At 65.3% G+C, this 11,546-nt stretch carries 15 protein-coding genes and 1 tRNA gene; 13 read left to right on the top strand and 3 right to left on the bottom strand.

Features of this window, described 5'->3' with window-relative positions; genetic code table 11:
* Positions 1-18: 18 nt before the first annotated feature.
* The 4 genes from ACWDLG_RS00525 to ACWDLG_RS00510 all read left to right on the top strand — a co-directional run bounded on the left by ACWDLG_RS00525 (position 19) and on the right by ACWDLG_RS00510 (position 2,938).
* Positions 19-396 carry a PPOX class F420-dependent oxidoreductase gene (locus tag ACWDLG_RS00525; protein ID WP_449914387.1) on the top strand — a complete coding sequence of 126 codons (378 nt, stop codon included), beginning with the start codon at positions 19-21 and terminating at the stop codon, positions 394-396.
* 82 nt (positions 397-478) lie between these two features.
* Entirely contained in the window at positions 479-1,870 is a 1,392-nt protein-coding gene (cysS, locus tag ACWDLG_RS00520; RefSeq protein ID WP_354914011.1) for a cysteine--tRNA ligase, read from the top strand.
* Between the two features lie 12 nt (positions 1,871-1,882).
* Positions 1,883-2,845 carry a 23S rRNA (guanosine(2251)-2'-O)-methyltransferase RlmB gene (gene rlmB / locus ACWDLG_RS00515; protein ID WP_449914384.1) on the top strand — a complete coding sequence of 321 codons (963 nt, stop codon included), beginning with the start codon at positions 1,883-1,885 and terminating at the stop codon, positions 2,843-2,845.
* A gap of 20 nt (positions 2,846-2,865) precedes the next feature.
* Positions 2,866-2,938, top strand: a tRNA-Thr gene (locus ACWDLG_RS00510).
* A gap of 116 nt (positions 2,939-3,054) precedes the next feature.
* Here the strand turns inward: ACWDLG_RS00510 and ACWDLG_RS00505 are convergent.
* Positions 3,055-3,831, bottom strand: coding sequence for a class I SAM-dependent methyltransferase (locus tag ACWDLG_RS00505; protein ID WP_449914382.1), 777 nt, complete (start codon positions 3,829-3,831; stop codon positions 3,055-3,057).
* Between the two features lie 430 nt (positions 3,832-4,261).
* On the opposite strand from ACWDLG_RS00505, the gene ACWDLG_RS00500 reads away from it, so the two are divergent.
* From ACWDLG_RS00500 to ACWDLG_RS00465, 8 genes are all read left to right on the top strand, one after another.
* On the top strand, positions 4,262-4,507 hold the full coding sequence (locus ACWDLG_RS00500) for a hypothetical protein (protein WP_449914380.1): 246 nt from the start codon (positions 4,262-4,264) through the stop codon (positions 4,505-4,507).
* Between the two features lie 9 nt (positions 4,508-4,516).
* Positions 4,517-5,560, top strand: coding sequence for an NADP-dependent oxidoreductase (locus ACWDLG_RS00495; RefSeq protein ID WP_449914378.1), 1,044 nt, complete (start codon positions 4,517-4,519; stop codon positions 5,558-5,560).
* Between the two features lie 197 nt (positions 5,561-5,757).
* Entirely contained in the window at positions 5,758-6,372 is a 615-nt protein-coding gene (locus ACWDLG_RS00490; RefSeq protein WP_449914375.1) for a hypothetical protein, read from the top strand.
* A 23-nt stretch (positions 6,373-6,395) separates the two neighbouring features.
* Positions 6,396-6,692, top strand: a complete 297-nt coding sequence (locus ACWDLG_RS00485; protein WP_449914373.1) for a hypothetical protein — start codon at positions 6,396-6,398, stop codon at positions 6,690-6,692.
* Positions 6,689-7,033: a flavoprotein gene (locus tag ACWDLG_RS00480; protein WP_449914372.1), complete on the top strand. Its 345-nt coding sequence runs from the start codon at positions 6,689-6,691 to the stop codon at positions 7,031-7,033. The genes ACWDLG_RS00485 and ACWDLG_RS00480 overlap by 4 nt, the downstream gene beginning before the upstream one ends.
* On the top strand, positions 7,030-7,230 hold the full coding sequence (locus ACWDLG_RS00475) for a hypothetical protein (RefSeq protein WP_449914370.1): 201 nt from the start codon (positions 7,030-7,032) through the stop codon (positions 7,228-7,230). The genes ACWDLG_RS00480 and ACWDLG_RS00475 overlap by 4 nt, the downstream gene beginning before the upstream one ends.
* Positions 7,231-7,450: 220 nt before the next feature.
* Entirely contained in the window at positions 7,451-7,912 is a 462-nt protein-coding gene (locus ACWDLG_RS00470; RefSeq protein WP_449914368.1) for a hypothetical protein, read from the top strand.
* Positions 7,913-8,549: 637 nt separating this feature from the next.
* Positions 8,550-9,053, top strand: a complete 504-nt coding sequence (locus ACWDLG_RS00465) for a hypothetical protein (RefSeq protein WP_449914366.1) — start codon at positions 8,550-8,552, stop codon at positions 9,051-9,053.
* A gap of 383 nt (positions 9,054-9,436) precedes the next feature.
* Here ACWDLG_RS00465 and ACWDLG_RS00460 read toward each other — a convergent pair whose 3' ends face one another.
* On the bottom strand, positions 9,437-9,904 hold the full coding sequence (locus ACWDLG_RS00460) for a peroxiredoxin family protein (RefSeq protein ID WP_449914364.1): 468 nt from the start codon (positions 9,902-9,904) through the stop codon (positions 9,437-9,439).
* A gap of 216 nt (positions 9,905-10,120) precedes the next feature.
* Here ACWDLG_RS00460 and ACWDLG_RS00455 point away from each other — a divergent pair, with 216 nt between their 5' ends.
* Positions 10,121-10,390, top strand: coding sequence for a hypothetical protein (locus ACWDLG_RS00455; RefSeq protein ID WP_449914362.1), 270 nt, complete (start codon positions 10,121-10,123; stop codon positions 10,388-10,390).
* Between the two features lie 741 nt (positions 10,391-11,131).
* Here the strand turns inward: ACWDLG_RS00455 and ACWDLG_RS00450 are convergent.
* Positions 11,132-11,506: a hypothetical protein gene (locus ACWDLG_RS00450; RefSeq protein ID WP_449914360.1), complete on the bottom strand. Its 375-nt coding sequence runs from the start codon at positions 11,504-11,506 to the stop codon at positions 11,132-11,134.
* Positions 11,507-11,546 lie beyond the last annotated feature (40 nt).

The following is an 11,546-nucleotide window of genomic DNA, read 5'->3' as shown; positions in this document are numbered from 1 at the left end:
TACAGAACAATGGTGTTCATGAACGAAGAGGCGAGGAAGCTGTTCGACGGCGCCAACCACGCGACTCTGACGAGCATCAATCCGGACGGCGGGCCGCAGTCGACGGTGGTGTGGGTGCGGACCGACGGGGACGACATCCTCGTCTCCACGGTGAAGGGCCGGCGCAAGCCGCGCAACTTCGAGCGCGACCCGCGCGCCAGCATCCTGGTGATCGACCCGGAGAACCCCTACCGGTACGCCGAGGTGCGCGGCACGGTCACCATGGAGGACGACCCCGAGGGCCGGCTGATCGAGGAGCTGTCGCTGAAGTACACGGGCACGTCGTGGGAGGAGCCGCCCGGCAACGAGCGGCTGATCGTCCGCATCCACCCCCGCAAGGTCATCCTGAGGGGTTGAGCCACCCACATATTGACACGGATTGGGCGCCATGCATGGGATCGCTTAGCCAAAGGCCCTCGCAGTCCGTACCCTTTCCTTCGTGAGCCTGCACCTATACGACACCAGCACGCGCGCCATCCGTGAATTCGTTCCGGTCGAAGCCGGCCGGGCGTCGATTTACCTGTGTGGGGCCACCGTGCAGGCGCCGCCGCACATCGGGCACATCCGCTCCGGCGTCAACTTCGACGTGCTCAGGCGCTGGATGACCCGCTCCGGCTACGACGTGACCTTCTGCCGCAACGTCACCGACATCGATGACAAGATCATCCGGGTGGCGGGGGAGGAGGGCGTGCCCTGGTTCGTGATCGCCGAGCGCAACCAGCGGGCCTTCACCTGGGCCTACGACACGCTCGGCTGCCTCCCGCCGACCGTCGAGCCGCGCGCCACGGGTCACGTGCCCGAGATGATCACGCTCATGCAGCGGCTGATCGAGCGCGGTCACGCCTACGCCTCGGGTGGCGACGTCTACTTCAACGTCCAGTCCTACGCCTCCGAGTACGGCAAGCTGTCCAACCAGAAGCTCGAGAACATGCGCGCCGCGGGCGACACCGACGACGAGACGTGCAAGCGCGACCCGCGCGACTTCGCGCTGTGGAAGGGCGAGAAGCCCGGCGAGCCGACCTGGCCGACGCCGTGGGGCCCCGGCCGTCCCGGCTGGCACCTGGAGTGCTCGGCCATGGCCACCAAGTACCTCGGCTCGACGTTCGACATCCACGGGGGCGGGCTCGACCTGATCTTCCCGCACCACGAGAACGAGATCGCCCAGTCCCAGGCGGCGGGCGACGGCTTCGCCCGCTACTGGATGCACAACGGCATGCTCAAGATCGGCGCGGAGAAGATGAGCAAGTCGCTCGGCAACTCCCTGCTGATCCCCGACCTGCTGACCCGGATACGTGCCGTCGAGCTGCGCTACTACCTGGCGGCGCCGCACTACCGCTCCTCCATCGAGTACTCCGAGGAGGCGCTGCTCGAAGCGGCCGCCGCCTACCAGCGCATCGAGGGGTTCGTCACGCGCGCGGCCGAGGTCATCCACGACGTCGACGCCGACGCGCCGCTGCCCGAGGCGTTCGCCGACGCGCTCGACGACGACCTGGGCACGCCGCAGGCGCTCGCCGTGGTGCACGAGGTGGTCCGCGAGGGCAACGTCGCGCTCGCGCGCGGCGACAAGGAAGCCGTCGCCCGGCTGCTGGCCGAGACCCAGAACATGCTCGACGTGCTGGGCCTCGACCCCCGCTCACCCCAGTGGCGTACGGCGGGCTCCGACCTCACCGGCGTCGTCGACTCGCTGGTCAAGGTCGCGCTCGAACAGCGGCAGGCGGCCCGCGCCCGCAAGGACTACGCGGCCGCCGACGCCATCAGGGACGGCCTGGCCGCGGCGGGCATCACCGTCGAGGACACTCCGCATGGGGCCCGATGGGAGTTGTCCCGCTAGTACCCTTGTGGCATGGCAGCAGGTGGAAGAGCGTCAGGCAGGCCCTCCAAGAAGAAGGGCCCGGCCAAGGGCACGGGTGGCAAGGTACGCCGTGCGCTCGAAGGCAAGGGCGCGACCCCGCCTGCGCAGATGAGGCACTGGTACAAGGACAAGGCGCGCGCCGAGCGCATCTCCCGCGAGGAGCGCGGCGGCGGCGCCTCCCGTCCCGCCGGACGCCCGAAGAAGCCGGAGGACGCGCCCGAGTACATCGGCGGGCGCAACCCCGTCCTCGAGGCGCTGCAGGCGGGAGTGCCCGCCAACGCGCTCTACGTCGCCCAGCGCATCGACAACGACGACCGTGTCCGCGAAGCCATCAAGATCGCCGCGGACAAGGGCATCGCGCTCCTCGAGGTCACCCGCGACAAGCTCGACCGCCTCACCGAGGGCGCCGTCCACCAGGGCATCGCCCTGCAGATCCCCGCCTACGACTACGCGCACCCCGACGAGCTGGTCGAGCTGGCGCACGACGCCGCCGAGATCCCGCTCATCGTCGCCCTCGACGGCGTGACCGACCCCAGGAACCTGGGCGCCATCGCCCGTTCGGCGACCGCGTTCGGCGCCCACGGGCTGCTGATCCCCTCCCGCCGGGCCGCCGGGGTCACCGGAGGCGCCTGGAAGACCTCCGCCGGCACCCTGGCCACCCTCCGCGTCGCCCGCGCCGCCAACCTGACGGCGGCGCTGCGCGAGTACCGTGAGGCCGGACTGTTCGTGGTCGGCCTGGACGGGGCGGGCAAGGTCGACATCGACGAGGTGTCCCTGTTCGAGGAGCCGCTGGTGGTGGTCGTCGGCTCCGAAGGCAAGGGACTGTCCCGGCTGGTGCGCGAGCAGTGCGACGTGGTCGCCAGGATCCCGATGCACGCGGGGGCGGAGTCGCTGAACGCGGGTGTGGCTGCGGGGGTGACGTTGTATGAGGTCGCTCGTCATCGGAGGCGGTAGCGTCTAGACTGTGAGGCCGCGCCGACGTAGCTCAATCGGCAGAGCATCTGTCTTGTAAACAGAAGGTCAGGGGTTCGATTCCCCTCGTCGGCTCTGCGCTGGAAGGCCCCTGAACAGGGAAGATCTGTTCAGGGGCTTTCTGTTTGTCAGGACAATTTTGAGATCTTGCTAACAGCTTTGCTAGCAGGAGTCGTCCGGGTTTCAGGTGATCATGGAATGCGAGCGATCAGGACGTGGAGTGCCACCGGTTCGACGAATTGTCCGCTTGGTTCAGCTGTCAGCAACGCGTCGGTGATCTCTCGCTCGAAGGCGGGCTGCCGAGCGCCGAGTAGCCTCCGCAGAGGCAATGACGTCGAGTACAGGTAGCCGATGATTCGGTCCACCGTCCATGTCCGGCTGAATTCGTGAACCACGGGCATGACGTCTTGGAACGGCGAGCGGGTCAGGACCACCTCATGTGGGTCAGCTGGCATCGCGGCACCAGCATGGGGGATCGGGCCTATGAACTGGTGCTGCACCTCTTCGATGATGTGCTGCCATGGCGTGGTGGAGCGCGCCAGGCATCCGTCATCGGCAATCACCAGACCGCCCCGGTCCTCCACCATGTCGGCCAGCGTCCTCAGCACCTGTTCGCGCTCCATCCAGTGGAACGAGCGCCCCATGGTCACCAGCCGGAACCGTCCGAGCTGGCCTGACAGGTCTGCTGAGCCCCCGCGAACCCACGTGACGTTGCCGACCTTGTCGGCGGCGGCATGTTGGGCGGCCTCGGTGAGCATGTCGGGCTCGGGATCCATGCCGACCGCTTCGGTGACATGCCCCGCCAGCGGGATGGTGAGCTGGCCAGTGCCGCAGCCCAGGTCCAGGAGGCGTCCAGAACCGTCGAGGCCGAAACGCCGGATCACGTCGTCGAAGAACACCTTCGGATAGCCAGGACGGAACCGTGCATAGAACGCACCTGTCCCCGCAAACAGTCCACCATTGGTCACGCGATCACCCCATAGACGTGCTGGACCGCCAGCGGTGTGGTTGGCCGCAGGAGATCCAGACTGGGCTACCGATCGCCCGTGATCAAGTCTCCGAGCACTTCGTTCAGTGCTGGGCAATAGAAAAGGGCCTTCCGGAAGGTGTCCTTTTCGCGCGTTTCCTCAGGCCGTATTCTGGAGCGCTTATATCTGGGCAAGATCAACACGTATGCCTGAAAGCAACTTCATCTACACGTCATCAAGACGGCCCGCCTGCGGTGGTCCGCGCGTCGGGCGGTCGCTGGCCGCGCTGCGGCTCTTCGGCCGGTCGCGACCAGCACCGCCCACGCGCTTTGACCCCCAGGCCGTGATCGCCAACACCGTGACGATGTCACTCCACGAGATGTGACGGAAAACGCCTTGGAGATGTCGGGTGGCGTCGTAGTCTGACGCCATGAAGCCGAGCGACTTTCTGCTCTCTGCGCAGCAAGGCTTTCTGGGGACGCCGTCGGTGCGGCAGGTGTTGGACGTCGAACGGGTGACCGCGCTGCGGAATGGCCCGCTGGAGGACATGCCGGACCTGGAGGCTACTCAGGCGATCATCTGCCTCGCACCCAGCGAACTGGCGGCACTGCGAACATATCCGAAATTACCGCGTCAAAGGCTGGCGTCAACGCCGCACCGACGGCCGAGAACGTAGGAGTTCAGTATGACTGGCAACCGCATCAACCGGGCCTACCGCCTACGACGCCGACCCGTCGGGCAACTCGCCGACGGTGACCTCGAACTGGTTGAAGAGCAGGTACCGGAGCTGGCCGACGGTCAGGCCTTGGTCCGCACCAAGCTTCTCTCGCTCGACCCGACCTCTCGCGTCTGGATGAGCGATATGCGTAGCTACGAACCTCCGGTCCCGATCGGCGCAGTGATGCGTGGCTTCGGCGTCGGCGAAGTAGTCGCATCCAGGCGCGAAGACATGCCGGTCGGGGCCACTGTCAGCGGCTTCACCGGTTGGCAGGAACTGGTCCTTGCCGACGACTCACAGCTGGAGGCGCCGCTTACTGTCCTGCCGACCCCACTGCCGGCACCCGAGTCGGCCTTTCTCGGCGTCCTCGGCCACACCGGCATCTCGGCCTATCTCGGGATCGACTTGGCCGATTTGAAAGAGGGAGAGACAATCGTCATCTCCGCCGCCTGCGGTGCGGTCGGCTCGATTGCCGGTCAGATCGCAAGGCAGAAAGGGGCGGGACGGGTGATTGGCATTGCTGGCAGTCCCAGCAAGTGCCAGCACGCCGTCAAGGTTCTCGGCTATGACGCCTGCATCGACCACCACGCCGCTGACTGGCGTGCGCAGCTCGACGCCGCCACACCGGATGGGATCGATGTCGATTTCGAGAACGTTGGCGGGCCGGTCATGGATCACATTTTGATGCGGCTCAACATCGGTGCCCGGGTTTCCCTGTGCGGAATGATTTCCGAGTACAACAGCTATAACCAGGGCGGCGAACACACGGGAAGTCTCACCAACATAGTCCAGCTGATCATGCAGCGGGCGACGATCAAGGGCTTCCTTGTACTTGACTGGGCCCACCGCTTCGAAGAGGCGATCACATACCTCGCTGGGCTGCTCGGCGAAGGTAAGCTCCACTACGACGAGACAATCGTCGACGGCGGCATTGAAGCTGCCCCGCACGCTCTCCACCAGCTGTTCAGCGGCGAAAACTGGGGCAAGCTACTTGTGCGGGTAGCAGATTGAGACGTCGCTTGGGAGTCCTCTTCAAAGGGCTATGAATCGTCAAGGGCGCCTACGACGTCGCTACGCGATCCAATGCCGCGTAGTCCGGGAGGGCCTTTTTGATCTCCGTACAGCAGCGTTGTACAGCAACCTCCCCGACTTCTGTCGGCCCTGCCTGCGATGATCTTTTCCTCGCCCTGGGTCGATGGAGGTCAAGCGTGGTTGATGATCAGGTGGCGCGTGAGGCGTACCTGCACTACCGGCGGTTGCTCGATGACAGCTGGATGGGAGAGGCCATCTGCTGGACGGTGGTCGTGCCCCACGACGGGCCTCCGTTAAGTCTCGCGGAGCTCGGTGAACGGGTGACTGAGATGGGACACTACGAGGTCTACGAGACGGACACCTTCGAGCATGAGGAGATGTTCATCCATCTGTCGGATGACGCGCCCTGGGCGATGCTTGTCGATCGTTCGGATCGGCATGTCGCGCTCTTTGAGTACAACGGTTTTCAGGGCGCTGATGCATCGGTACTTTCCCGCTTGAGTGTGGGTGGGCGAGCGTACAGCGCCTACTGGAACGTTAACCGGACCAACTCCGTCGGCTTCGCCGTCGATGGCGAGATGGTGCTCTCCTTCAAGGCCATGTACGCCGAAGAGGCGATGGTGCTGCCTGGTTGGGGGCGGTGGCCGCAGGTGCAGGCGGTCCTTCCCTATTTCGATTGGGAGAAGGGGGAGAGCTGTTGGGCTGCGGCTCTGACGGCTATCGAGCTCGCCACAGGAGTGGGGCTGAGCGAGGAGTGGGTTGGCGAAGCGCCGTTCTTCCTGACGGGCTGACGGAACGAGCAGGACCCTCGTGCATGGGCGGAGGGTCCTGCTCTTGGGCGTCACGAAACGCACGGCACGTCCAGATCGACAGCCTGCCGATCAACGAACGCAAGGCCACCCTCCTACTCGACACCTCCCGCGCCTTACTGATGTGCGGCAAGCACGAGCAGGCGTTGCACATCCTGCGAGCCGCCGGAGAGATCGCACCCGAGGAAATCGCCGGGCGAGACGCGGTACCGCAATTGGTGCGTGACATCCCGGCAACCGCGCCGATCAGCGTGCGGCGCGACGCTCGCGAGTACGCCGAATCCGTGGGAGTCATCGCGTGACCCAGCCCGGCAAGGTCCTCTACATCATCGTCTGCGCCGCCGGACCGGCCGGAGAAGTCGGCCGCCTGGTCGCCCTGGCCCAGGACGAAGGACGGACCGTCCAGATCATCGCAACCCCACCGGCACTCGACTTCATCGACGTCCCGCAGTTGGAGCAGCAAACCGGCCGTCCGGTCCGCAGCCAGTACCGCAAGCCGTCCGAGCCGAAGTCGCCCCGCGCCGACGCCATCATCGTCGCGCCGGCCACCTACAACACCATCAACAAGTTCGCCCAGGGCATCGCGACACCTACGCACTGGGCCTCCTGTCCGAGGCGCCTGGACTCGGCATCCCGGTCGTGATGGTCCCGTTCGCCAACAGCGTGCTCGCCTCCAGGACGCCGTTCCTGCGAAGTGTCGACGACCTGCGCGCCGAAGGCGTACGCCTGCTGTTCGGCCCTGGCGAGTTCGAGCCACACGCCCCCGGTACGGGCGGCGAACACTTCGACATCTACCCGTGGAAACGGGCGCTCAGCGAACTTGCCGAATTGGGCTCATAGGGATCAAGGCGGCGGCTGCGCCGCCGCGCCCGCGCGGCTCCCCCAGCGCGAGCTGCGGCCTGGGGCCGGTCTCGCGCGGGAGCCGCGCGGGCAGGGGCACAGTCGGCCAGACTGATCACAAAGACAGGTGGCCACCCGAGGCACTCTAGAGCGTGTCTCTTTGGCCAGTTGATCGACCTCTCTGAAGGCCCACGGCGTCTCGCCATGAAAACTTGTCGGCATGGATAACTTCATGGACCGGCTCGCGGGCGCGTGGAAGTGGTGGTCCGCCGCCATTGAGCAATCGCAGGAGGGGAGCTGGGTTCGTAACGCCTTGGAACGTCAAGTGATGGAGGACATCAAGGCCGCCACCAACCCCCTACATGGTGGACGGTTGGCCCCCTTCACGGAGGACTCATGGCCTGTGCGTATCGGGCGGATCGCCAATTGGGCCGGCGTGCTCCGGTTGGCTGCCCAGGCAGGTGGATGGGAACTCCAACCTGTCGTCGGGCACAGCCCGACACAACCTGCGGGCATGGCCGAACTGCTGTCCGGTATCTATGCGGTCGGCGAGCAGGGCGAGACGTGGATGAAGGAACTTCTAAGGGGCGGGCTGCCACGGGAAGACGAGATTGCCAAGGCCGAAGGCTTCCTTACCGGGCCAGGGTCCATCGAGGATCTTGAGCTGTTCTTCTACGACTAAAACCACCTTCCTGATCACTAACCTGGCAAACACATCAGCTCACCGACTACCGGCCTGGTCGGCAGCACGCTTGTGCCAGTTCGGGGGATCGGTCGTAGCTGAACCATGCGTAGTCGGCAGCGGTCGCCGTCGTGCGGTCATGCTTTCAGGAACGACTGACACGATGGTCAGAGGCAGATCGATCACCTGTGCTGATCGGGCCAGCTCACTCGATCCGCAGCCGGCGGCTGCGACTGATCGGGTTGCAGTTTGGGTTGCAGTTCACCGCTGTGTCATGCCGTTCCAGGTGGACGGCCGCGCATGTTGGTCCAGGTCGAACCGATCCGAACGGCCAGGACCCGAGCTGCTAATGCGGTTTGGTAGGGACGCCAGCGAGAGCCACGTGTGGCTCTTGCGATCGCCTTGCGCTTGCGCTGGTTGATCGCCGTAAGTGGTTGGGGCGATCGACGGTCCGGGGCTTCGTTCCTCAGCCACGGCCCACCGGTATCCGGGGGACTGTCCTCGCCAGTCCGCCGCGTGGTCCGCCGAGTTCCAAGACACCATCGCCGCGCCGGTGCCCCGACGCGTTGCCGAAGGGCTCACCATGCAAGTACGCGGGCGGGCTCCTCGACGGACCACTGTCACCAAGTATGGGCCGGTGAACTCGGCTGCGTCGATCCGGTTCCGGGAGCCAGCCAGATACACGGGTTATGACATCGAGGAGTGGGACTTCGGGACATGGCATCAGCCCACCATGGGGGTGGAACTGTTCACCGACGATGGCGCTTCATTCTCGGCTGTGTGGGGCAGCAGCTTCGACCACTACGGGCTTGAGGTCTTTCCTGAGCCGATGACCGCTCACCTGCGGATGATCGGGGAGCCAGGCGGGTCGGCGGCGGTGGACGTGACCGACCATCCGCGCTGGTCGAGCCTGGTTGGCAGGAAACTGACCTGCGTCGACATCGCCTGGCGGGAAGAGTTGGAGGGTCTCCGGACACCGGCGGCGATCAGGTTGTGCTCGCGGGAGAGGCCCGTGTGGATAGCCGCCGGGAGACCAGCGGCATGGCCGCCGGCCGAGGACTACTACCTGGGTACCGATGATGTCATGGTCGTCTTCACCGCCGAGTTCGCGGCGAAAGTGGGCCTCCCCTCTGTGCACTAACCCGCGACGGCTGGGAGGCCGCTGTCTCCTCTCGTCGACGGGCCTGCTTCACCACCCTCTGAAAGCAGGCCCCGACCATGGTCATCAGTTGGGTCCAGTATCCGAACCGATCAGACGGCTCCGCCCTCGAACACTGACCCGGTGATCTTTTCGGTCGCAACGCTCGCATGGATCTTCAGGCGGCGTTTTTGACGGCGTCGGCGAACACGTCGGCGGCTGTCGCCGCTTGCTCGTTGACGGACGCGTCGCCGCACGCTTGTCGGCCTCCACAAGGTGACGTAGACGTCCTGCCGAGGACTTCGGAGACGTCGTGGAGCGGGTGCCCTGTGCAAGCATCAGCGACTCGCAGGCGAGGTCGCGGCTGATCCGGGTGCCCTTCCAGATCATGTGTGGGCGCGGAGACCCTGGATGGCCGCAGCGATCCCTTTCTTGTCGTAGCCGCTGGTGGGCATGGTGGAGCCGTGAGCATGGCGGATGATGCCGCGGGAATCGATGAGGATGCTGCCTGACTGCTGCATCGAGCCGAAGACCTTTCTGCTCAAGCCGACCATCTCGTGCGGGGTGCCCTGGCGGCCCACGAGGACGGGGAACGGGACCTGGCGCTTGGCCTTCCAATCGGCCGCCTCTTGACGGTCCTCAGGAACCGCGACAAGCACGTGAACGTCGTCAGCTGCAAACTCGTTACGACGCCGGATGAGGTCTTGGACGTGCCTGTTGCAGACCGGGCACGACGTCGACCGCATGAAATAGATCAGCACGGCATGATTGCCCTGGTAGTCGGACAGGCGGATGGCCCTGCCATCGGTGTCCTCCAGCACTACGTCAGGCGCGGGCGATCCGGTTTCGAGCATGGCGAAACTTCCCTTCAAAGGTTGTGGAAAATGAGGTCGACACAGGTCAATCGGGTGCTGGTTGTTCCGGAGCCATGCGAGCTTTCCGCGGGCCCGTCATGTCGCCCAAGTCGAGCCGGAGCCTGATGCGGGCCAGGTGTGGCTGGGACTTGATCGCGACGTTGCAAGCCGAGCGCCTCTGCGACTCTCCGCTCCGCGTGGCCCAGTACATGTCACTTGATCGATAACATCTGGCCACTCCTGGACTGCCTGCATGAGCAGTTCGGCTTCCAGGTGCCGGATGGCCGCGCCCTCGGTAGAGGTCACCAGACCGGCTTCCACCTCGTCATGGCGCTCGAACATGAGCTGCACGCTCGCCGAGGAGCGGTCAGCCGCGTCTGCCTTCTGCCCCCGCTGGAACGAGATGCTGAAGAGCGCCTGCCGCGCCGCCGGCATCACGACGTCACCCATGCCATCTCCCTCCTAAGTGTGGCCATCACCTCATAGGAGGCCTCCACACCGCGAAAGGATTCACCGGAATCAGAGCTAGCCCCGCCGGGCGCACACCGAGCAGCATGCCGACGAACCGCAGCCCGTCCCTGGAGAGGAGCTGCAATCCATTGCAGGTGACGTGGACGCTGTGCAGCAGCTCGTACAGCAACGACATCAGCTCGCAGCGGTCAGCGATCAGGTCTCAAGCAAGGCGGCAGGGAGTCTGCTGTAGCAACGATGGAGCATGTCTGCTCCTCCGTATCCCATCTTGTGATTCGTGGACTGGTACAGCCCAGAAGACGCCCTCTACGACGCTCTGCCCGAGATGCAGCGCGTTCCTCGCCTGATCGAAGAGACGAACTGAGGCTGCTGCCGACGCTCGCGAAGCACAGCCTCGATGCGCAGGCCGAATCCGATCAGAGCGACAACCAGGAAGATCAGTACCCCGGCGAGGGACGTCCTGATACTGGCTGCAACCCCGGCAAGCGCGATGCCAGCGCCTACTCCCGCATTGCCGAGAGTACGCAGGCGAGCAGCAGGGGTTTCGCGTTGCTGTTGGCTGTCCGGGTGAACCGTCGGCGATCTTCCCGCGCTGGCACCAAGATCCGGAATGGGTGATCTCACTTCCAAAGTCCGATCGCTGGCCACTGGGCCCGCACGATAGGCGCCATCGGAGACCGCTCAGCCCCTGGTCGGGGTGAGCTGCGGTCCGATTGCTGCACCTGCAAAGCGGAGGTCGCCTGCGATCGGAGTCGGTCATCTCCGCATGAAAGGAACCTCGTAGGCAGGTGGCTGACCGTTCATCAGGTCGGTGAGGTCGTCATCGGTGAGGCTGACGTTGACGGCGTTGCCCGCCTGGCATGGGTTCCAGCCGCGCGCACGGGCCCTGCGTATGGTCGCTGTCACGAGCGCCGGCCCTATGGACATCGTCCGCTCGCCGTACCATGCGTCCGGCCGAGAGCAGGGAAGTGATACCAAGAGAACGCGGCCCGGTCCATCGGCCAGCTCCACCGCAAAGGTCAGCGGTCCCCAGCTGTTTCCCTCGCAGTACGTGGGCTTGTGGCGGACCCGCCAGCGGTAGGCGACGCCGTCGACGGTGATGAGCCGTGAGCCCTTCTTGGGGATCGCCATGAAAAGGTCTCCTGCACTGTTGCTCCCTGCGCCGAGGGAG

The sequence above is a fragment of the Nonomuraea sp. NPDC003727 genome (assembly GCF_053586935.1).
The sequence above is the reverse complement of the archived record's forward strand: the minus strand, read 5'-3'. Positions and strand labels throughout refer to the sequence as shown.

Bases quoted from the DNA above. Each gene is read 5' to 3' on its own strand.
- ACWDLG_RS00500 (WP_449914380.1), top strand. From the start codon at position 4,262: ATGAAGCCGAGCGACTTTCTGCTCTCTGCGCAGCAAGGCTTTCTGGGG.
- ACWDLG_RS00485 (WP_449914373.1), top strand. From the start codon at position 6,396: ATGGGCGGAGGGTCCTGCTCTTGGGCGTCACGAAACGCACGGCACGTC.
- rlmB (WP_449914384.1), top strand. From the start codon at position 1,883: ATGGCAGCAGGTGGAAGAGCGTCAGGCAGGCCCTCCAAGAAGAAGGGC.
- ACWDLG_RS00460 (WP_449914364.1), bottom strand. From the start codon at position 9,904: ATGCTCGAAACCGGATCGCCCGCGCCTGACGTAGTGCTGGAGGACACC.
- ACWDLG_RS00495 (WP_449914378.1), top strand. From the start codon at position 4,517: ATGACTGGCAACCGCATCAACCGGGCCTACCGCCTACGACGCCGACCC.
- ACWDLG_RS00470 (WP_449914368.1), top strand. From the start codon at position 7,451: ATGGATAACTTCATGGACCGGCTCGCGGGCGCGTGGAAGTGGTGGTCC.
- ACWDLG_RS00450 (WP_449914360.1), bottom strand. From the start codon at position 11,506: ATGGCGATCCCCAAGAAGGGCTCACGGCTCATCACCGTCGACGGCGTC.
- ACWDLG_RS00525 (WP_449914387.1), top strand. From the start codon at position 19: ATGAACGAAGAGGCGAGGAAGCTGTTCGACGGCGCCAACCACGCGACT.